Below are 18,754 nucleotides of genomic sequence, written 5' to 3'. Positions count from 1 at the left end.
TTTCAGCGGTCGGAGGGGTGATTGACCCCGTCACCCCACGGCACCGGGTCGAGATCACGGGGGTTGACCCCTTCGAGCGCGCCTGCGTTGACGCCGTATTCATTGGGGTTCGACCGACGCCGATGATGGGTATAGATGCCGCAATTCCGGCAGAAATAATGTTCCGCCGTATTGGTGTTGAACTGATAGAGGCTCAGCATATCGGCGCCATTGACGATCCTGACCCCGTCCGACGGGGCGGTGACGGCGATGGCACCCCGCCTGCGGCAGAAGGAACAATCGCAGCGGCGCCTGGTGTTCAGCCCGTCCGACAGGGTCACGGCAAGCTCGACCGCGCCGCAATGGCAGGTCAGGCGGTGCGGGGTCTGGATCGGCGGCAGGCTCATCGGCGGACCTCCGGGATGCGGCTGCGGGAATATTGCGTTGCCGGATGTGGCGGCAGTCCGTGCGTGCGGTTCCAGAAGCGCGGACCGCCGCGGCGCAGGAACAGCGGCACGGTCAGCACGATCCCGGCGATGAAGCCCCCGGCATGGGCCCAGTAGGCAACGCCCTCGCTGCCCATGAGCGCGAAGCTGCCGAAGACCTGCAGCAGGAACCAAAGCCCCAGCATGACCCATGCCGGTATGGTGAAAATCTTGATGATGATGATAATGATCGCCAGCACATCTACGCGGGCTTTCGGGAACATCAGCAGATATCCGCCCATCACCCCGGCAATCGCGCCGGAGGCACCCACCATCGGAACGCCCTCGAACGGGTTCGATGCGATCTGCGCTGCCGCTGCCGCCAGCCCACTGGCCAGATAGAAACCCAGAAACCCGCCATGCCCCATCTGATCTTCTAGATTATCGCCGAAGATGAACAGGAACAGCATATTGCCGCCGAAATGCATCAGCCCCGCATGCAGGAACATATGGGTCACCAGCCCCCACATATATTGCCCGTTCACGACCGCCACCGGATAGAGCGCCAGCCGCGACCACAGCTCTGTCCAGCCCAGTAGCCAGGGCGTGGTCAGCACGAACATCACCAGATTGGCGATGATCAGCGAATAGGTCACATAGGGCGTGCGTTCTGACGGGTTATGATCTCGGATCGGAAACATCGGTGTCCCTGCGGCTTTTGCGGGGACGATGCCCGAGCGCGCGGGCAGAGGCAAGCGTGACGGCGGGGCGTGCCGCCGGGCCGCATGGTCGCGGCCAAATTCATGCATGCCGGAAATCGGTTTGACCATTCCGGCCATTTGTCGGATTTTAGCGCCATCGCAGCCGGGATGGCTGCGCCGTTTTTTCAGGGGGTTCTCTGCGCCTGCCGCGAATCGCGCCGCAACACGCCCTGTAACCGAAAGGCTTTTTGATGGACCGTATCTTGCGCGATCCCCGCGCTTGGGGGCTGATGTTTGCCGCCATGCTCACCATCATGTCCAATGCGACGATCACCCCGGCGCTGCCGGGATTGCAGGCGATCTTTGCCGATAACCCGGATGCCGCTTTTCTGACCCGGCTGCTGATTACCGCGCCATCGCTTATGGTGGCGATCATCGCACCTTTTGCCGGGGTGATGGTCGACCGGCTGGGCCGCCGGGGACCGTTGCTGACCGGGTTGGCGGTCTATTTCATTGCCGGGACGGCAGGGCTTTATCTGCAATCGCTGGAGGCTATTCTGGCCAGCCGGTTGTTGCTGGGCTTCGGGGTGGCGCTGATCATGACCTCGCAGGCGGCGCTGATCGGGGATTATTTCGACGGGCCGGAGCGGGCGCGGCTGATGGGGTATCAGATCGCCTCGACAAATCTGGGTGGTCTGATCTTCGTCATGGTGGCGGGTGTGCTCGCCGTGCAGAACGCAAGGCTGCCATTTCTGATCTATGGACTCGCGCTGCCGATGATCCCTCTTCTGTCGCGCCTGCTGCCAGAGCCGCCGCGGGTGGAGCCGGGCGATCCGGCGCGCCACGCCGCTGCCGCTGGCGAGCCGGGGTGGCAGATGACCGTTGCCACGATGGCATTCGCGGCAGCGCTGACCTTCATGATCTTTTACGGCGTGCCGACCCAGCTTCCCTATCATCTGGCCCAGATCGGGCTGGACGATCCGCGTCAGGCGGGTGAGGTGATGGGGGCGATGATGCTGTCGGCGGCATTGATGGCGGTCGCCTCCGGCTGGTTGCGGCCTTATCTGGGCCGCATCGGCATGCCGGTCTGCGGTTTTCTGCTGATGGGAGCGGGGTTCTATTCGCTCGGTCAGGCCGACGGGCTGGTAAGCGCGATGGCCAGCACACCGATGATCGGCGCCGGGCTGGGGCTGGCCGTGCCGACCTTCGTCACGAGGTCGCTCAACGCGGCCCCCGCACATCGGCGCGGTCTGGTGTCGGGGCTGGTGACGGCTTCGTTCTTCTTCGGGCAGTTCCTGTCACCGATTGCCAGTCAGCCGCTTGTCGCCCGCTGGGGCTACCCGACCACGTTCACCATTGCGGCAGCGGCGTTCGTCTTTCTTGCCGTGCTGCTGACCGTCATGCTCTGGCGTCAGCCGACGGTGGTGGACACGTCAAGGCGTGTCCGTTAGCGTCGCGCGCGAAACTGAATGCGGAGACAGGCGATGAGCGCGATCATCGAAGTCGATCACCTCAGCAAACAATATGCGAACGGGCCAAAGGCGCTCGACGATGTGTCGCTGAGCATCGGCGAGGGCGAGATCATCGCCATGCTCGGGCCGAACGGGGCGGGGAAGACGACGCTGATCTCGATCATCTGCGGGCTTGTCGTCCCGACCGGCGGCACGGTGCGTGTCGGCGGGCATGACATCCGCACCAACTGGCGCGCGGCGCGCAAGCTGATCGGGCTGGTGCCGCAGGAGATCGCGCTGGAGCCGTTCGAGACGGTGATCAACGCTGTCCGCTTTACCCGCGGGCTTTACGGTGCGCCGCCCGATGATGCTTATCTGGAGAAGGTGCTGCGCAGCCTTTCGCTCTGGGACAAGCGCGACGCCGCGACGCGCGAACTTTCGGGCGGGATGAAACGCCGGGTGCTGATCGCCAAGGCGCTGTCGCATGAACCGAAAGTGCTGTTTCTGGACGAACCGACCGCCGGCGTCGACGTCGCCTTGCGCCGCGAGATGTGGCAGGTTGTCGAGCAGCTTCGCCGCGATGGCGTGACCATCATCCTGACCACGCATTATCTGGAAGAGGCCGAGGAAATGGCCGACCGGATCGGCGTCATCAACCACGGCAAGCTGTTGCTGATGCAGCCCAAGGATGAGCTTATGGGCGAGTTCGGCAAGAAACATCTGACGATTGAGCTTTATGAACCGCTGGACGCGCTGCCTGCCGATCTGGCGCAGCGCGGCATCACGCTGTCGGATGACCGGCGCAGGCTGGGCTACGACTACGACACCCGCTCTGACCGGACGGGGATCGCGCATCTGCTGGCCGATCTGGCGCGGCTTGGCATTCAGGTGCGTGACGTGGCGACCAAGCAGTCGAGCCTTGAGGAAGTGTTCATCTCGCTAGTTTCGGATGACGCCAAGCCATCGGGCGGGGCGCAGCAGGAGGGCGCGGCATGATCAATACCGGCGCGATCTGGTCCATCTACCGGCATGAGATGACGCGGTTTTTCCGCACCGTCTGGCAGTCCATTGCCTCGCCGGTGATCTCCACAGTGCTGTATTTCGTGGTGTTCGGGGCCGCCATTGGCGGGCGCATCCAGTCGGTCGAGGGGATCGAGTATGGCGCGTTCATCGTCCCCGGGCTGATGATGCTGACCATGTTGCAGCAATCGGTGTCCAACGCGTCTTTCGGTATCTATTTCCCGAAATTCTCCGGCACGATCTACGAATATCTCGTCGCCCCGGCGGGCTGGATCGAGGTGACGGCGGGCTTTGTCGGCGCGGCGGCGACCAAGGCGATCCTGATCGCGGTGCTGATCCTGCTGACCAGCTTCTTCTTTGTCGGTGTGCATATCGTGCATCCGTTCTGGATGGTCGCGTTCCTGCTGCTGACGACGGTTTCATTCTCGCTGCTGGGCTTCATCATCGGGCTGTGGGCGAAGAATTTCGAGCAGCTTCAGATCGTGCCGCTGATGGTGGTCACGCCGCTGGTGTTCCTTGGGGGTGCGTTCTACTCCGCCTCCATGCTGCCGCCCTTCTGGGAAGCCGTGGCGAAGATGAACCCGGTTCTATACCTGATCTCCGGCTTCCGCTGGGCGTTTTTCGATCTGGCCGATGTGCCGGTCGGGCTGTCGCTGTTTGCCGTGTCGCTGATGCTGATCGTCTGTCTGGGGGTGATCCGCTGGATCTTTTTGACCGGCTGGCGGCTCCGGGAATAATAACTGACCAAAACGCCATGTTTTCGCAATGATTTCGCCGTAAGACTGTCATGTCGTTGAATTAGCAAGAATTTACCTGTTGCTAATCAAGGATGAGTCTCATGCGTTATACCGTTGCTTTCCTCGCCTGCACCGTGGCCCTGCCGGCCTTCGCGCAGGAGGAACAGACCTTCCCCGCCACCCTTGCCGGTCACGCCCGGCTGCCTGCCATGACGATGGTGGCACCACCCGCCGATGCGCCGCGCGATCTGTGGGTCTCGGCCAAGTTCACCACCAACACCCGCAACGACACCCCGATGAGCGTCGAGGGCAAGTCGGGCGAACATCCGACCGGCGTTTTCCTGCCCTTCATGGGTCAGCCGGTTCAGGGCATGTCCGGTCTCGCCATGAACCGGGCCGAGGATGGAAGCTGGTTCGTGCTGACCGATAACGGTTTCGGTCGCAAGGTGAACAGCCCCGATGCGGCGCTGTTCTTCCATCGCATGATGCCCGATTTCGAAAACGGCACGGTCGAACGTCGGGAGACGATCTTTCTGCACGATCCTGACGGCAAGGTGCCTTTCCGCATCACCAACGAAGCGACCGACAGCCGCTATCTGACCGGCGCCGATTTCGACCCGGAAAGCATCCAGTATGTCGACGGTGAAATCTGGATTGGCGAGGAGTTCGGCCCGAACCTGATCCGTGCCGACCTGACCGGCAAGGTGCTTGGCGTTTACCCGACGCTGCTGGAAGGTGCGGTCCTGACCGGCCCCGACACCGCCGGGACCATCGTTCCTGCCGCCGCTGGCACCGATTATCGCGTGCAGCGTTCGGGCGGCTATGAAGGCATGGCGCTGAACCCGGAAACCGGCCTCCTTTGGGCGATGATGGAGAAGCCGCTTCTGGGCGAGAATGGCGAGCCGGAGGGCGATTCGCTGCTGGTTCAGACCTTCGATCCGAAAACCGGCGAATGGACCGGCGACCGCTACGGCTTCAAACTGTCCGAGGGTGCCGCCGCCATCGGTGATTTCAACTTCATCGATGCCACCCGCGCGCTGGTGATCGAGCGTGACAATGGCGAGGGCGACGCCGCCAATGCCTGTGCCGAGGGCGCGACGGATGTCTCGGCCTGCTACCCGAGCCCGGCTTTGGTCAAGAACATCGTTCTGGTCGACACCGCCAGCACCGATGAAGAGGGTAATATGCGCCGCATCGGCCATATCAACCTGCTCGACATCAACGATCCCGACGGTCTGGCGCTGCCCGGCACCGCCGCCGAAGAGGGCAAGCTGACCTTCCCCTTCGTGACCATCGAAGATGTCGCCCGCGTCGATGAAACCCATATCCTCGTCGCCAACGACAACAACCTGCCCTTCTCGGGCGGTCGCGAAATCGGCAAGGCTGCGGATAACGAGTTCATCCTGCTGTCCGTGCCGGAAATGCTGTCGGCGGAATAATCCTGCCAATCTGTCCGGGCTGCCTGAACGGGCGGCCCGGCATCCCGCGTCGCTGCCGGGAACCCGGTCAGTCGGGCATCGGACAGACCTTGGTTGCAGGGTCCAGCTTCAGATATTCCGGCGCGCCGATCCGCACCATCTCCAGACTATACCGCCACTCGCTATTCCAGCGCCGCAGGATCTCGCCCCGATAATGGGCGGCCATGATCTGATCGACAAAGGGCGGGATGATGTTCGTGCCCTTGATCCGTGGCGCATGAAACCCGATCATCGAGCGCGGTCCGATACAGGCATTCGGCAAGGTGATGAGCATTGTGCAGGCAGACCGGCAATAGCCGCGCAGGCGGATCTCCTTGCCTGACCGGGCCAGCTTGTTGCGAAGCTGCACCATTTCCAGCACATTTCCGCCGGAATGGTTCCAGATGTCGATATATGTGTCCCGCTCCACGATCCGCTGCTGCGCGACAGCCGGGGTGCAAATCAGCAGAAACAGGGCAAAAACGATGTCAAGCCGGATGGGTCTCATGCGCGGATATTGCGGCAGGGGATGCCGTACGGGAAAGCCACAATAGCGTGACATTTCGCGCCGCTGCTCGGCAAATTTGGCACAGCCCTTGGGTGGAATAATCACGAAGGGGTGATTCTGGCGCGCTATCGCCATAAGAAAGGGGGAACACGCGCTTACTTAACGTCTTAGGAGAGTTGCTATGACTGCTCGTATCTTGTGGATTATCGTCGGCGTGCTTTCGATCCTCGCCGGTATTCTCGCGCTTGCCAATCCTCTGGCCGCGACCCTGACCGCCGAACTGATCGCAGGCTGGTCGTTCCTGTTTATTGGTATTCTTGAAATCATCGCCGCTTTCCAGGTCAAGGGCTGGGGCGGACGGATCTGGATCATCCTTCTGGGCATCGCCTGTGTGATCCTTGGCATCGTGATGCTGCGCAATCCGCTGGCCGGCGTCGTATCGCTGACCATCCTTGCCGCGTCGCTGTTCCTCGTCAACGGCATCTTCAAGGCCGTTGCCTCGTTCTCGCTGCGCAAAACCGGCGGTTTCTGGCTGCTGCTGCTCAGCGGTGCGCTGTCGATCATCCTGTCGATCATGATCTTCTCCAACTTCCCGGCCTCGGCGCTGACCATCCTTGGCGTGATGCTGGCGGTTGAGCTGATCTCCAACGGTATCGCGCTGATCGGCCTGTCCGGGACCCGCGAAGCCACCGACGGGGCGGCCTGACGAAACTGCGGGCCGGTCGCCTCATGTGACCGGCCCGTCATGCACCGATCCCGGATCGCGAACGCGGCTTCTTGCTTTTGCAAATGGCTGCGCCTAGGACTCCGGCGATGAGCCAGAACCCGCCCCAGCTTCGCCCCGACCTTGCCCGCGCCGCCGTGCCGGATGCCCGTCGTGACGGCCAGCCAACCATCGGTATGGTCAGCCTTGGCTGCCCGAAGGCGCTGGTGGACAGCGAACGCATTCTGACCCGGCTGCGGGCGGAGGGCTATGCGATCAGCCCCGATTATTCCGGCGCGGACGCGGTGATTGTGAACACCTGCGGCTTCCTCGACAGTGCCAAGGCGGAATCGCTGGATGCGATTGGCGAGGCGCTGACGGAGAACGGGCGGGTGATCGTCACCGGCTGTCTGGGGGCGGAGCCCGATTATATCACCGGCGCACATCCAAAGGTGCTGGCCGTCACCGGGCCGCATCAATATGAACAGGTGCTGGACGCGGTGCATGGCGCGGTGCCGCCCAGCCCCGATCCTTTCGTGGACCTGCTGCCTGCCAGCAGCGTCAGCCTGACCCCACGCCATTACAGCTATCTGAAGATTTCCGAAGGCTGTAACCACAAATGCAAATTCTGCATCATCCCCGATATGCGCGGCCGTCTGGCCAGCCGCCCTGCCCATGCCGTCATCCGCGAGGCGGAAAAGCTGGTCGAGGCGGGGGTGAAGGAACTGCTGGTCATCTCGCAGGATACCTCGGCCTATGGGGTGGATCTGAAACATGCCGAAACCCGTGGCCATCGTGCGCATATCACCGATCTGGCCCGCGATCTGGGCGGTCTGGGCGCTTGGGTGCGGCTGCACTACGTCTATCCCTATCCGCATGTGCGCAACCTGATCCCGCTGATGGCGGAAGGGCTGGTGCTGCCTTATCTGGACATCCCCTTCCAGCACGCCCACCCGGATACGCTCAAACGCATGGCCCGCCCGGCAGCGGCGGCGAAAACGCTGGATGAGATCGCGGCATGGCGCGCGGATTGCCCGGACATCACCCTGCGTTCGACTTTCATCGTCGGTTACCCCGGCGAGACGGAGGCGGAATTTCAGACCCTGCTCGACTGGCTGGACGAGGCGCAGCTTGATCGTGTCGGCTGCTTCCAATACGAAAACGTCGCAGGCGCACGGGCGAATGATCTGCCCGACCACGTCCCGGACGAGATCAAGCAGGACCGTTTCGACCGCTTCATGCAGAAAGCTCAGGCGATCAGCGAAGCCAAGCTCGCCGCCAAGGTCGGCCAGCGGCTTGAGGTGATCGTGGACGAGGTCGACGAACAGGGCGCCACCTGCCGCACCAAGGCCGATGCGCCCGAAATCGACGGCAATCTGTTCATCGATGACGGGTTCGGGGCGCTGAACCCCGGCGACATCGTCGCCGTCACCGTCGATGAGGCTGGCGAATACGACCTCTGGGGTCGGTTGTGACGGGCTGGGTCACCGACGGCAAACCGCGCAAACCGCGCGTCGTTTGCATCGGGGCCCAGAAGGCCGGCACGACCTGGCTGCACACTCAGCTTAGCGCGCATCCGAAAATCTGGGCAGCACCCGTCAAGGAGCTTCATTATTTCGACGGCCGCCATGTGCCGGAGAACATGAAATGGCTGCCCTGGCATTTCAAACGCTCCATTCAGGGGATCGAGCGTCGCGCCACCGCGAAGGGGGAGCCGATCCCGCAGGATATGCGGCGCTATCTGGACGAGATGACATCGGAACAGATGTTCACCCCCGGTTGGTATCGCCGCATTTTCTCGCCCGCGCCGCCTGGCACCCTGCCGCTGGATTCGACACCCGAATATTCGACGCTGCCCGAAAAAGCTGTCGATGAGGTCGCGACATTTCTGCCCAATGCGAAATTCATCTACCTGATCCGCGATCCGGTGGATCGGGCGATCTCGCAGCTTCGGATGAATCTCAGCCGCCACAAGACACTGCCGAAGACCCCGGAGGGCTATCTGGCCCATCTCGACGATCCGGTTCTGGATAATCACGGCGACTATGCCACCTATATTCCCCGCTGGCAGGCGCGCTTTGGCCCCGACCGGCTGCTGATCCTGCCCTATGGCCGCATCGCCAGCGACCCGGCTGGGCTGATGCGCGAGGTCGAGGCGTTTCTGGGGATTGCAGAATATGACTATCCCACCCTGACCGCCCATGTGTTCAAGGGCAGCGCCGCGCCCGAATTCCCGGAGGAAGGGCGGCGGATGCTGCGCGCCCGCTTTGCCGCGCAATATGATTTCCTGCGCGCGCATTTCGACGAGGCGTTCAACGCCGCCCTCGGCGCGGCAGAGGCGTCTGCGCCGACCTCGCCGTCCGTCCCGCACATAGTGCGGCTGAATGAACAGCCCCCACTCTGGCTCGATCCGCCGCAACCGCGCCTGCCCAGCGTGATCGGCATCGGCGCGCAAAAGGCGGGCACAAGCTGGCTGCACAGGGCGCTTGCCCAGCATCCCGGCATCTGGGCGCCGCCGATGAAAGAGGCGCATTATTTCGACCATCTGTTCTGCCCAGGACACCGGAAATGGACACCGCAGCATGTCGCGGGCTTTATCCGGTCCGTCCGCAGCCGGTTTCGCCGCAAAAACCGCCCGATACCGTCGCAACTGGCCGCTTGGCTCGATGCGCTGGCGGGGGAGCCGTTCACCGATGACTGGTATCGCGGCATCTTCGCCCCGGCCTCCGCGAACACCCGCCCGCTGGACATCACCCCCGCCTATTCCTGCCTGCCTGACGATGGCGTCGACCACATCGCCAGTTATCTGCCCGACGCGCAGTTCATCTACCTGATCCGCGACCCGGTCGACCGCGCCATGTCGCAACTGCGCATGAACATGCACCGGCGCGGGCAGAAACCCGAAACCGATGATGAATGGTTTGAGGCGGCAGAGAATGAGCAGGTGTTGGCCGACCGTGGCGACTACGCCGCCTATCTGCCCCGCTGGCAAGCCCGGCTGGGCGCGGACAGGCTGCTGGTCCTGCCCTATGGCCATATCGCCAGCATGCCCGCGTCCCTCATGCGCCGTATCGAGCGCTTCCTCGACCTGCCGCCGCATGACTACACGGATCTGGACCGCCGCGTATTTTCGCTGCCCGAACCCGACAATATGCCCGATGCCGGGATCCGCGAGATTCTGTCGCGCCGCTTTTCCGCCCAATACGATTTTCTGAGATCGCATTTTGACCGGGATTTCAACGCCGCGCTGCGCTGATCTGCGCGCGCGTCCGACAGGTCCGTTTTGTCCGGGCCGACGGCGGAAACCACCCGCAAGCCCACGCGTTGCTTGATTGACTGATCCCTACAGTCCGCAATGAAGGAGATTGTAATGAAATATCTGACCGCGCCGCTTCTCGCCGGATTGCTCGTCTTGCCCGCGATCGGGCAGGAAACCGCACCCGACCGGGCGGCGATTGAAAAGGTCGCTCATACGCTGTCCCTGTCGAAAACCGACATCAATCCGGGCAATCGCCGCGGCCCGGATCTGGAAGGCACGCTGCCCGGCGGTGTCAGGATTGAAATCGACTTTCATCGCGACGGATCGCTGGAGGAGATCGAGGCCAGCCATTCCCGCCCCGCACCCGTCTCCGAGGTGCGTGCCGTATTGCCGGAGGTTCTGCTGAACGCGGACCGTTTCCCGGTAAATGGCGTATTCGAAAGCATCGAGTTCAAGGATGATGGTTTCGAAATCGACGCCCGCGATGCCGAAGGCCGCTGGTTCGAAGCCGAATACGCCCCGAACGGCGCATTGCGCGAATGGGACGCCGACTAGGTGCAGGATCAACGCCACAAGCGGATCGCCCCCCCGTTTTTGCCGTGCGGGGGCGGTCTTGCCGCCGCCCGTGCAAGTGAGCGCTTCAATTCGTCCCGATGATCGCCTAAATAACTCCGAACTCGTTTTTCCGACAGGAGCGCCCGATGGCAGCCTATGAATTCGTCTATCACATGGACGGCGTGTCCAAGACCTACGGCGGCGGCAAGAAGGTCTTCGAGAATATCCGCCTGAACTTCCTGCCCGGCGTCAAGATCGGCGTCGTCGGCGTGAACGGCGCGGGTAAATCGACGCTTCTGAAGATCATGGCGGGGCTCGACAAGGATTTCTCGGGCGAGGCATGGGCGGCCAAGGGCGCGCGCGTCGGCTATCTGCCGCAGGAGCCGCAGCTTGATGAAAGCCTGAACGTGCGCGAAAACGTCATGCTCGGCGTCGCCGCGAAAAAGGCCAAGCTGGACCGGTTCAACGAACTGGCGATGAACTACTCGGATGAGACCGCCGAGGAGATGGCGAAGCTTCAGGATGAAATCGACGCGGAGAACCTCTGGGATCTCGACAGCCAGATCGACGTCGCGATGGAGGCATTGCGCTGCCCGCCCGACGATGCCGATGTCTCGACCCTCTCGGGGGGGGAGCGCCGCCGCGTGGCACTGTGCAAGCTGCTGCTGGAAGCGCCTGACATGCTGCTGCTCGACGAACCGACCAACCATCTGGATGCCGAGACAATCGCCTGGTTGCAAAAGCACCTGATCGAATATCCCGGTACGATCCTGGTGGTCACCCACGACCGCTATTTCCTCGATGACATCACCGGCTGGATTCTGGAACTGGATCGCGGCCGTGGCATCCCCTACGAGGGCAATTACTCAAGCTGGCTGGAACAGAAATCCAAGCGCATGGCGCAGGAGGCCCGCGAGGACAAGGCGCGCCAGAAACAGCTTGATCGCGAACTGGAGTGGATCCGCGCCGGTGCGAAAGCCCGTCAGGCCAAGCAGAAAGCCCGGATCAACGCCTATAACGAAATGGCGGGCAAGTCCGAACGCGAAAAGGTCGGCCGCGCGCAGATCATCATCCCGAATGGCGAACGCCTCGGCGGCAAGGTGATCGAGGTCGAGGGGCTGAAAAAGGCCATGGGCGACAAGCTCTTGATCGAGGATCTGTCCTTCTCGCTGCCGCCCGGCGGGATCGTCGGCGTGATCGGCCCGAACGGTGCCGGTAAATCGACCCTTTTCCGCATGCTGACCGGGCAGGAAAAACCCGACGCGGGCGAGATCACCTATGGCGACACGGTGGAGCTGTCCTATGTCGACCAGTCCCGCGACGCGCTGGCCGGTGACAAGACCGTGTGGGAAGAAATCTCCGGCGGGGCCGAGCAGATCGAACTCGGCGACGTTCAGATGAACAGCCGTGCCTATGCGAGCGCGTTCAACTTCAAGGGCGGCGATCAGCAGAAAAAGGTCGGCCAGCTTTCCGGCGGTGAGCGTAACCGTGTCCATATGGCCAAGCTGCTGAAATCCGGCGGCAATGTGCTGCTGCTCGACGAACCGACCAACGATCTGGATGTCGAAACGCTGCAGGCTCTGGAAGCCGCGTTGGAAGATTTCGCCGGCTGCGCGGTTATCATCTCCCACGACCGGTTTTTCCTCGACCGTTTATGTACCCATATCCTCGCCTTCGAGGGCAACGCCCATGTCGAATGGTTCGAGGGCAACTTCGAGGATTACGAGGCCGACAAGATCAAACGCCTCGGCCCGGACGCTGTGGAACCGAAACGGGTGAAATATAAGAAGTTCACGCGGTGACGAATGTACCGGTGGGGTTTCTGGTTATTCTTCTCGTTTGTCTCTCTCGTTCCATCCGTCTTCGCTGCGATCATTTATTTTCGGGGACATGCCGACGAGTTCCAGCGGGCCGGTAGCTTGATGGTCGCGGGAGCGGTTATTTCGATTGCGTTCTTGCGACCGAAAATGCTTGAATTTGAGACCGCGCGGCGAGAGCAGGATGAGCGTGGAGTTGCAATGCATCTCGCTCGGCGTTGGGGCCATCAAGTCATTTTAGCTGAGGTTGTGATCTTCTACTTTGAGATAGTGATAATCGCTCTGGGTACACTTATTTCGGGATACGGTGATTTGATAATTTGACGTTGTCGCGAGAGCTGCGCGATGCCAAACCGTAGGGTGCGCTTCAGCGCACCAAAATTGCGTGGGATCAGGTATGCGGTGATTGGTAAACGGTGCGCTGAAGCGCACCCTACAGTGCACCCTACGCGCAACTGCCCCCATCCCGGCGATACGACGAATACGGCCAATCCTCCGGCGTATCGACCAACCCATGTTTTACCGGGTTGATCCAACAATACCGGATGGCCGCGATGCGTGCCTGCTCGCTGCGCAGATGATGCTCCCAGAACCGTCTCTGCCAAATGCCCTTCTCGCGCCGCATGACATGGCTGTGCCGCAATCGCCCCGGCGGCAACCCGCGCGAGAAACCCGCCTTGATCGCGGCCCAGCGGACCGCGTAGTCGCTGTCACGCTCCGGCAGGGTCCAGACGGCGTGAAGGTGATCGGGCAGGATCACCATTGCATCTATCGTGAACGGTCGCCGGTGTCTGGCCTGAGATGTCGCGTGACGCAGCCGGTCGATCTCGGTGACCAGCAGGTTGCTTCCGCGCTGCGCGAGGGCGACGGTGAAGAAGATGCAGGCGCCTTGGATCCGGGGGCGATGATAATTCGACATGGCCCGGATGATGGCACGGGGCGGTTAAGATATGGTCAAATTTGTGGTGCGCTGAAGCGCACCCTACGGGTTTTAACAATGCGCCGTAGGGTGCGCTTCAGCGCACCACAAACACATCCACCCCGTGCACACCCGGTGCACACGCTGTGCACACGCCGTGCATACACGGATCACACAGGAAAAAGGCACGCCGAAGCGCGCCCCCTATTTATTCTGCTTATCCACGGGACCGGATCAGAAATCCCAGTCCTCATCCTCCGTCGCGACCGCCTTGCCGATCACATAGCTCGACCCGGAGCCGGAGAAGAAGTCGTGGTTTTCATCCGAATTCGGCGACAGCGCGGCCATGATCGCGGGCGAAACCTTGCAGGTTTCAGCCGGGAAAAGCTGCTCATAGCCGAGATTCTGCAGCGCCTTGTTGGCGTTGTAATGCAGGAAATGCTTCACATCCTCGGTCAGCCCGACCGGATCATACAGCGTCTCGGTATATTTCCCCTCGATCTCATAGAGATCGAACAGCAGCGAGAAGGCGAAATCCTTCAGCTCTCCGCGTTCTGCCTCGGTCAGTTTTTCCAGCCCACGCTGGTATTTGTAGCCGATATAATAGCCGTGGATCGCCTCATCCCGGATGATCAGCCGGATCAGGTCGGCGGTGTTGGTCAGCCGCGCGCGGCTCGACCAGTGCATCGGCAGGTAGAAGCCCGAATAGAACAGGAAGCTTTCCAGGAAGACGCTGGCGACCTTCTTCTTCAGCGGGTGGCTGGCGCTGTCATATTCGTCGAGGATCAGCCGCGATTTTGCCTGTAATTGCTCGTTCTCCGAGGACCAGCGGAACGCCTCGTCGACCTCGCTCGTCTGGCACAGCGTCGAGAACACGCTGGAATAGCTGCGTGCGTGAACCGCTTCCATGAAGGAGATATTGCTCAGCACGGCCTCCTCATGCGGGGTCAGCGCATCGGGCATCAGCGACGGCGCGCCGATCGTGTTCTGGATCGTGTCGAGCAGTGTCAGCCCGGTGAAAACCCGGATCGTCAGCGTCTGTTCCTGCGGCTTGAGCTGTGACCAGCTTGGGATGTCATTCGACAGCGGCACCTTCTCCGGCAACCAGAAATTGGCGGTCAGACGATTCCAGATCTCCAGATCCTTGTCGTCCTGAAGCCGGTTCCAGTTGACGGCGGCGGGCACCGGGCGGGCGGTATTGATGGCGTCTTTCATGGTCTTGTCCTTCACAGCGTGCAGGAAACGCAGCCCTCGACCTCGGTCCCTTCAAGGGCGGCCTGGCGCAGGCGGATATAATAAATGGTCTTGATCCCCTTCTTCCACGCATAGATCTGGGCGCGGTTGATGTCGCGGGTGGTCGCGTCGGCGGGGAAGAACAGGGTCAGGGACAGGCCCTGATCGACATGCTGGGTCGCGGCGGCATAGGTGTCGATGATCGCCTCCGGGCCGATTTCATAGGCGTCGCGGTAGAACTCCAGATTGTCGTTCGTCATATAGGGGGCCGGGTAGTAGACGCGGCCGATCTTGCCTTCCTTGCGCACCTCGATCTTGGCGGTGATCGGGTGGATGGAGGAGGTCGCGTAGTTGATATAGCTGATCGAGCCGGTCGGCGGCACCGCCTGAAGGTTGCGGTTGTACAGCCCGTCCTTGATGATCGCCTCGCGCAGCGCAGCCCAGTCTTCGCGCGTCGGGATCTCGATCCCGGCGGTTTCGAACAGCTCCTTCACGCGGTCGGTTTCGGGCAGCCAGTCGCGGTCGGTGTATTTGTCGAAGAACGAGCCGTCGGCGTATTTCGAGTCCTCGAACCCGGCGAAGCTGCGCCCCCGTTCGCGGGCGAGCGCATTGGATTCGCGCAGCGCGTGATACAGTACCGTCGCGAAGTAGATATTCGTGAAGTCGATCCCTTCGGGCGAGCCGTAATGGATCCGCTCACGCGCCAGATAGCCATGCAGGTTCATCTGCCCTAGCCCGATGGCGTGGCTTTCGTCATTGCCCTTGCGGATCGACGGCACGCTGTCGATCGAGGACATTTCCGACACGGCGTTCAGCGCCCGGATCGCGGTGCCGACCGTGCCGCCCAGATCGCCGCTATCCATTGCCTTGGCGATGTTCAGCGAGCCGAGATTGCAGGAAATATCCGTACCCATTTCGGCATAGGACAGGTCTTCATTATATTTCGACGCCGTGTTCACCTGCAGGATTTCGCTGCACAGGTTGGACATGGCGATGCGGCCTGCAATCGGGTTGGCGGAATTCACCGTGTCTTCGAACATGATATAGGGATAGCCGGATTCGAACTGGATTTCGGCAATCGTCTGGAAGAAGGCGCGCGCATTGATCTTCTTCTTGCGGATGCGCGGGTCGTCGACCATCTCGTGATATTTCTCGGTCACCGAGATGTCGGAGAACGCCATCCCATAGACCTTTTCCACGTCATGGGGCGAGAAGAGGTACATATCCTCGTTCTTCTTCGCCAGCTCGAAGGTGATGTCCGGGATCACCACGCCAAGTGACAGGGTCTTGATGCGGATTTTCTCATCCGCGTTTTCGCGCTTGGTGTCGAGGAAACGCAGAATATCGGGGTGATGCGCGTTCAGATAAACCGCGCCCGCGCCCTGACGTGCGCCAAGCTGGTTGGCGTAGGAGAACGAGTCCTCCAGCAGCTTCATCACCGGGATGACGCCGGATGACTGGTTTTCGATCCCTTTGATCGGCGCGCCATGTTCGCGGATATTGGTCAGCATCAGGGCCACGCCGCCGCCGCGCTTGCTGAGTTGCAGGGCGGAGTTGATGCCGCGCCCGATGCTTTCCATGTTGTCTTCGATCCGCAGCAGGAAGCAGGAGACGAATTCGCCCCGTGCCTTCTTGCCGGCGTTCAGGAAGGTCGGCGTCGCGGGCTGGAAGCGACCGGCGATGATCTCCTCCATCAGCCGCGTTGCAAGCTCTTCGTCGCCGCGGGCCAGCGTCAGCGCGACCATGACCACCCGGTCCTCATACCGCTCCAGATAGCGCTGCCCGTCCCAGGTCTTCAGCGTGTAGGAGGTGTAGTATTTGAACGCGCCGAGGAAGGTCGGGAAGCGGAACTTCTTGCCATAAGCCTCGTCCCAGATCTTGCGCTGGAAGTTTTTCGAATACTGGTCCAGTACGGCGGGGTCGTAATAGCCTTCCTCCACCAGATACCCCAGCTTTTCATCAAGGCTGTGGAAAAAGACCGTGTTCTGGTTCACATGCTGCAGGAAATACTGCCGCGCCGCCTTTCGGTCCGCATCAAACTGGATCTGCCCGGCATCGTCATACAGGTTCAGCATCGCGTTCAACGCGTGATAATCCGTCGCCTCTGGCTTGGGACGGTTCAGGCGGTCGTCAAGCATGTTTCTCTCCAGAATCGCTGTAGCCCTTCGGTGACACGGGCAATGTCCTCATCGGTGCCCGCCAGTTCGAATCGGTATAACCGGGGCACATTGCACTTACGGGCGATTATATCGCCGGCGGCGGCGAATAATTGTCCGAAATTACGATTCCCGCTGGCGATAACGCCGCGGATCAGCGCGCGCCTGGCGGGATCGTTCAGAAATCTGATGACTTGCGGATGAACGGCACCCTTGCCGTTGCCATCTGCATAAGTCGGGCTGATCAGCACATAGGGCTGATCGGGTGTCGGCATCGGCTCATCCGGTGAAATCGGAATGCGCAGCGCGTCTATGCCCAGCCGGGCGACGAATTTCGCGGTATTGCCCGACTGCGAGGAATAATAGACGAGCTGCGCCATGTCTTGGGTGCCAATGCAGGTTGTCGTGTCGCGATCAGGAAAGCTGGCCGATCAGGTCCGGGCGGAAGCCCGACCAGTGCGAGTCGCCGGCGATCACGACCGGGGCCTGACGATAGCCGAGACCGGAGACATGCGCATAGGCGTCTTCGTTCTGGGTCAGGTCGACGACGTCGAATTCAATGCCACGCGCCTGAAGGGCGCGGGTGGTGGCGGTGCACTGCACGCAGGCAGGCTTGGAGTAAACGGTAATGCTCATCGGTTCCCTCATTCCTTTATCTGGTGTGAGGCGGCGCAGAATCAAGCGGCGAGGGGTCCCCCTCCGAGTGATCTGCCACGGCCCCGGCACCGTGGTTTGTTGTTGCTATGACCCTGGTTGACGACGAAAATCACGCAAGGGGATGCTCAGCCCCTGTTGCTACCTTTTCGGCGATGATTCCATTTTTAGTCAAAGCCCGACCATCTTGTGTCGAACCATGCCGCCCTGTCAACATTTTGTATGGCGGTCAGGCGCAATATCTAGGGGTTGACAGAATCGCCTTATTGTGGGGCGAAATGTCAGATTTGTCGGGCATCTAGCCATATGGACAGGTATAGTTGGAAATGCAGTCGAATTGGGCCGGGATTGCGCCCGTTGGCGGCCCGGTTCCGGCATGTCGCGCCGTGATCCCCGTGCAACGATTTGTCTCAGGTCAGATCGAGGATAAGCTTCAGCGCAAGCGCGGTCGAGGTCACGACCAGCAGCGGCTTTATCAGCCGTGCGCCGATCCGCACCGCCAGCCGGGAGCCGACCCATGCGCCTGCGATCTGCGCTGCACCCATGCCCAGCCCCGTGATCCACAGCGGCTTGCCGACAAGTGCGAATGCCACCAACCCGCCGAGATTCGACGCAAAGTTCAGCAGTTTGGTATGGGCGGTCGCTTTCAGGATGCCGTACCCCGCCAGCATCACGAAGCCGAGCATGAAGAACGCGCCCGTGCCGGGACCGATCAGCCCGTCGTAAAAGCCGATCAGCGGCACGACGAAGGCGGTAAATTGCAGCGGCGTAATCCGCGCGGCCCGGTCGGCATCCGACAACCCCGGCTTGAGCGCAAAGAATGCAGCGATGCCGATCAGGATCAGCGGCAGGATGTAGCGCAGCGCCTCGGTCGGGATAAGCGTGACGCAGAACGCCCCGGCCAGCCCGGCGGTAAATGACACCGCTGCCGCCCCGGTCTGGCGGCGCAGATTGACATGGCCCGAGGCGGAATAGCTGATCGCCGCCGTCGCCGCGCCGAACACACCCTGCACCTTGTTCGTCGCCAGCGTCTGTGCGGGCGGCACCCCGGCCAGCATCAGTGCCGGGACCGTAATCAACCCGCCCCCGCCCGCGATGGCGTCGATGAACCCCGCCGCAAAGGCGGCAGCGATCAGCATCAGCGTAACGTCAAGGGCGAGTTCGAACATTGCGCCTTGAT

At 61.6% G+C, this 18,754-nt stretch carries 18 protein-coding genes; 9 read left to right on the top strand and 9 right to left on the bottom strand.

Annotation, left to right across the window (positions count from 1 at the left end):
* Window positions 1-2: 2 nt before the first annotated feature.
* Both PAF12_RS13220 and PAF12_RS13215 read right to left on the bottom strand, forming a co-directional pair.
* The gene (locus PAF12_RS13220) at window positions 3-386 is read right to left on the bottom strand and encodes a GFA family protein (protein ID WP_271107435.1); all 384 of its coding nucleotides are present in this window, start codon (window positions 384-386) and stop codon (window positions 3-5) included.
* A complete protein-coding gene (locus PAF12_RS13215; RefSeq protein WP_271109711.1) occupies window positions 383-1,105 on the bottom strand; it encodes a rhomboid family intramembrane serine protease in 723 nt (240 codons plus the stop codon). The genes PAF12_RS13220 and PAF12_RS13215 overlap by 4 nt, the downstream gene beginning before the upstream one ends.
* A 251-nt stretch (window positions 1,106-1,356) precedes the next feature.
* On the opposite strand from PAF12_RS13215, the gene PAF12_RS13210 reads away from it, so the two are divergent.
* From PAF12_RS13210 to PAF12_RS13195, 4 genes are all read left to right on the top strand, one after another.
* A complete protein-coding gene (locus PAF12_RS13210) occupies window positions 1,357-2,556 on the top strand; it encodes an MFS transporter (protein ID WP_271107434.1) in 1,200 nt (399 codons plus the stop codon).
* A gap of 33 nt (window positions 2,557-2,589) precedes the next feature.
* Window positions 2,590-3,552 carry an ABC transporter ATP-binding protein gene (locus PAF12_RS13205; protein ID WP_271107433.1) on the top strand — a complete coding sequence of 321 codons (963 nt, stop codon included), beginning with the start codon at window positions 2,590-2,592 and terminating at the stop codon, window positions 3,550-3,552.
* Window positions 3,552-4,313, top strand: a complete 762-nt coding sequence (locus tag PAF12_RS13200) for an ABC transporter permease (RefSeq protein ID WP_271109710.1) — start codon at window positions 3,552-3,554, stop codon at window positions 4,311-4,313. Before PAF12_RS13205 ends, PAF12_RS13200 begins: the two co-directional genes overlap by 1 nt.
* Before the next feature lie 101 nt (window positions 4,314-4,414).
* The gene (locus tag PAF12_RS13195; protein WP_271107432.1) at window positions 4,415-5,752 is read left to right on the top strand and encodes an esterase-like activity of phytase family protein; all 1,338 of its coding nucleotides are present in this window, start codon (window positions 4,415-4,417) and stop codon (window positions 5,750-5,752) included.
* A 67-nt stretch (window positions 5,753-5,819) separates the two neighbouring features.
* On the opposite strand, the gene PAF12_RS13190 is transcribed toward PAF12_RS13195, so the two are convergent.
* The gene (locus PAF12_RS13190; protein ID WP_271107431.1) at window positions 5,820-6,278 is read right to left on the bottom strand and encodes a hypothetical protein; all 459 of its coding nucleotides are present in this window, start codon (window positions 6,276-6,278) and stop codon (window positions 5,820-5,822) included.
* A gap of 181 nt (window positions 6,279-6,459) precedes the next feature.
* Between PAF12_RS13190 and PAF12_RS13185 the strand changes: the two genes are divergently transcribed.
* From PAF12_RS13185 to ettA, 5 genes are all read left to right on the top strand, one after another.
* On the top strand, window positions 6,460-6,984 hold the full coding sequence (locus PAF12_RS13185) for an HdeD family acid-resistance protein (RefSeq protein WP_271107430.1): 525 nt from the start codon (window positions 6,460-6,462) through the stop codon (window positions 6,982-6,984).
* A gap of 107 nt (window positions 6,985-7,091) precedes the next feature.
* The gene (gene rimO, locus PAF12_RS13180) at window positions 7,092-8,456 is read left to right on the top strand and encodes a 30S ribosomal protein S12 methylthiotransferase RimO (protein ID WP_271107428.1); all 1,365 of its coding nucleotides are present in this window, start codon (window positions 7,092-7,094) and stop codon (window positions 8,454-8,456) included.
* The gene (locus PAF12_RS13175) at window positions 8,453-10,237 is read left to right on the top strand and encodes a sulfotransferase (protein ID WP_271107427.1); all 1,785 of its coding nucleotides are present in this window, start codon (window positions 8,453-8,455) and stop codon (window positions 10,235-10,237) included. The genes rimO and PAF12_RS13175 overlap by 4 nt, the downstream gene beginning before the upstream one ends.
* 114 nt (window positions 10,238-10,351) lie before the next feature.
* Window positions 10,352-10,795: a hypothetical protein gene (locus PAF12_RS13170; RefSeq protein ID WP_271107426.1), complete on the top strand. Its 444-nt coding sequence runs from the start codon at window positions 10,352-10,354 to the stop codon at window positions 10,793-10,795.
* Between the two features lie 146 nt (window positions 10,796-10,941).
* Window positions 10,942-12,597 carry an energy-dependent translational throttle protein EttA gene (gene ettA, locus PAF12_RS13165; protein WP_271107425.1) on the top strand — a complete coding sequence of 552 codons (1,656 nt, stop codon included), beginning with the start codon at window positions 10,942-10,944 and terminating at the stop codon, window positions 12,595-12,597.
* A 460-nt stretch (window positions 12,598-13,057) separates the two neighbouring features.
* Here the strand turns inward: ettA and PAF12_RS13160 are convergent, their stop codons facing one another.
* The 6 genes from PAF12_RS13160 to PAF12_RS13135 all read right to left on the bottom strand — a co-directional run bounded on the left by PAF12_RS13160 (window position 13,058) and on the right by PAF12_RS13135 (window position 18,743).
* Window positions 13,058-13,531, bottom strand: coding sequence for a transposase (locus PAF12_RS13160; RefSeq protein ID WP_271107424.1), 474 nt, complete (start codon window positions 13,529-13,531; stop codon window positions 13,058-13,060).
* A 234-nt stretch (window positions 13,532-13,765) separates the two neighbouring features.
* Window positions 13,766-14,746 (bottom strand): class 1b ribonucleoside-diphosphate reductase subunit beta, encoded by a 981-nt coding sequence (gene nrdF, locus PAF12_RS13155; protein ID WP_271107423.1) that lies wholly within the window; start codon window positions 14,744-14,746, stop codon window positions 13,766-13,768.
* Between the two features lie 11 nt (window positions 14,747-14,757).
* Window positions 14,758-16,902 carry a class 1b ribonucleoside-diphosphate reductase subunit alpha gene (nrdE, locus tag PAF12_RS13150; protein ID WP_271107422.1) on the bottom strand — a complete coding sequence of 715 codons (2,145 nt, stop codon included), beginning with the start codon at window positions 16,900-16,902 and terminating at the stop codon, window positions 14,758-14,760.
* Entirely contained in the window at window positions 16,884-17,300 is a 417-nt protein-coding gene (nrdI, locus tag PAF12_RS13145) for a class Ib ribonucleoside-diphosphate reductase assembly flavoprotein NrdI (RefSeq protein WP_271107421.1), read from the bottom strand. Before nrdI ends, nrdE begins: the two co-directional genes overlap by 19 nt.
* A 34-nt stretch (window positions 17,301-17,334) precedes the next feature.
* On the bottom strand, window positions 17,335-17,556 hold the full coding sequence (gene nrdH / locus PAF12_RS13140; RefSeq protein WP_271107420.1) for a glutaredoxin-like protein NrdH: 222 nt from the start codon (window positions 17,554-17,556) through the stop codon (window positions 17,335-17,337).
* A 428-nt stretch (window positions 17,557-17,984) separates the two neighbouring features.
* On the bottom strand, window positions 17,985-18,743 hold the full coding sequence (locus PAF12_RS13135) for a TSUP family transporter (protein WP_271107419.1): 759 nt from the start codon (window positions 18,741-18,743) through the stop codon (window positions 17,985-17,987).
* Window positions 18,744-18,754 lie beyond the last annotated feature (11 nt).

The sequence above is a fragment of the Paracoccus sp. SCSIO 75233 genome (genome assembly GCF_027912675.1).
Taxonomy (GTDB): Bacteria; Pseudomonadota; Alphaproteobacteria; order Rhodobacterales; family Rhodobacteraceae; genus Paracoccus.
Note: the sequence above shows the minus strand (reverse complement) of the source record. Positions and strands in the feature narration are given on the sequence as shown.

Coding starts and splice junctions, on each gene's coding strand:
- PAF12_RS13220 (WP_271107435.1), bottom strand. CDS start 386: ATGAGCCTGCCGCCGATCCAGACCCCGCACCGCCTGACCTGCCATTGC.
- PAF12_RS13215 (WP_271109711.1), bottom strand. CDS start 1,105: ATGTTTCCGATCCGAGATCATAACCCGTCAGAACGCACGCCCTATGTG.
- PAF12_RS13210 (WP_271107434.1), top strand. CDS start 1,357: ATGGACCGTATCTTGCGCGATCCCCGCGCTTGGGGGCTGATGTTTGCC.
- PAF12_RS13205 (WP_271107433.1), top strand. CDS start 2,590: ATGAGCGCGATCATCGAAGTCGATCACCTCAGCAAACAATATGCGAAC.
- PAF12_RS13195 (WP_271107432.1), top strand. CDS start 4,415: ATGCGTTATACCGTTGCTTTCCTCGCCTGCACCGTGGCCCTGCCGGCC.
- PAF12_RS13190 (WP_271107431.1), bottom strand. CDS start 6,278: ATGAGACCCATCCGGCTTGACATCGTTTTTGCCCTGTTTCTGCTGATT.
- PAF12_RS13185 (WP_271107430.1), top strand. CDS start 6,460: ATGACTGCTCGTATCTTGTGGATTATCGTCGGCGTGCTTTCGATCCTC.
- rimO (WP_271107428.1), top strand. CDS start 7,092: ATGAGCCAGAACCCGCCCCAGCTTCGCCCCGACCTTGCCCGCGCCGCC.
- PAF12_RS13170 (WP_271107426.1), top strand. CDS start 10,352: ATGAAATATCTGACCGCGCCGCTTCTCGCCGGATTGCTCGTCTTGCCC.
- ettA (WP_271107425.1), top strand. CDS start 10,942: ATGGCAGCCTATGAATTCGTCTATCACATGGACGGCGTGTCCAAGACC.
- PAF12_RS13160 (WP_271107424.1), bottom strand. CDS start 13,531: ATGTCGAATTATCATCGCCCCCGGATCCAAGGCGCCTGCATCTTCTTC.
- nrdF (WP_271107423.1), bottom strand. CDS start 14,746: ATGAAAGACGCCATCAATACCGCCCGCCCGGTGCCCGCCGCCGTCAAC.
- nrdE (WP_271107422.1), bottom strand. CDS start 16,902: ATGCTTGACGACCGCCTGAACCGTCCCAAGCCAGAGGCGACGGATTAT.
- nrdI (WP_271107421.1), bottom strand. CDS start 17,300: ATGGCGCAGCTCGTCTATTATTCCTCGCAGTCGGGCAATACCGCGAAA.
- nrdH (WP_271107420.1), bottom strand. CDS start 17,556: ATGAGCATTACCGTTTACTCCAAGCCTGCCTGCGTGCAGTGCACCGCC.
- PAF12_RS13135 (WP_271107419.1), bottom strand. CDS start 18,743: ATGTTCGAACTCGCCCTTGACGTTACGCTGATGCTGATCGCTGCCGCC.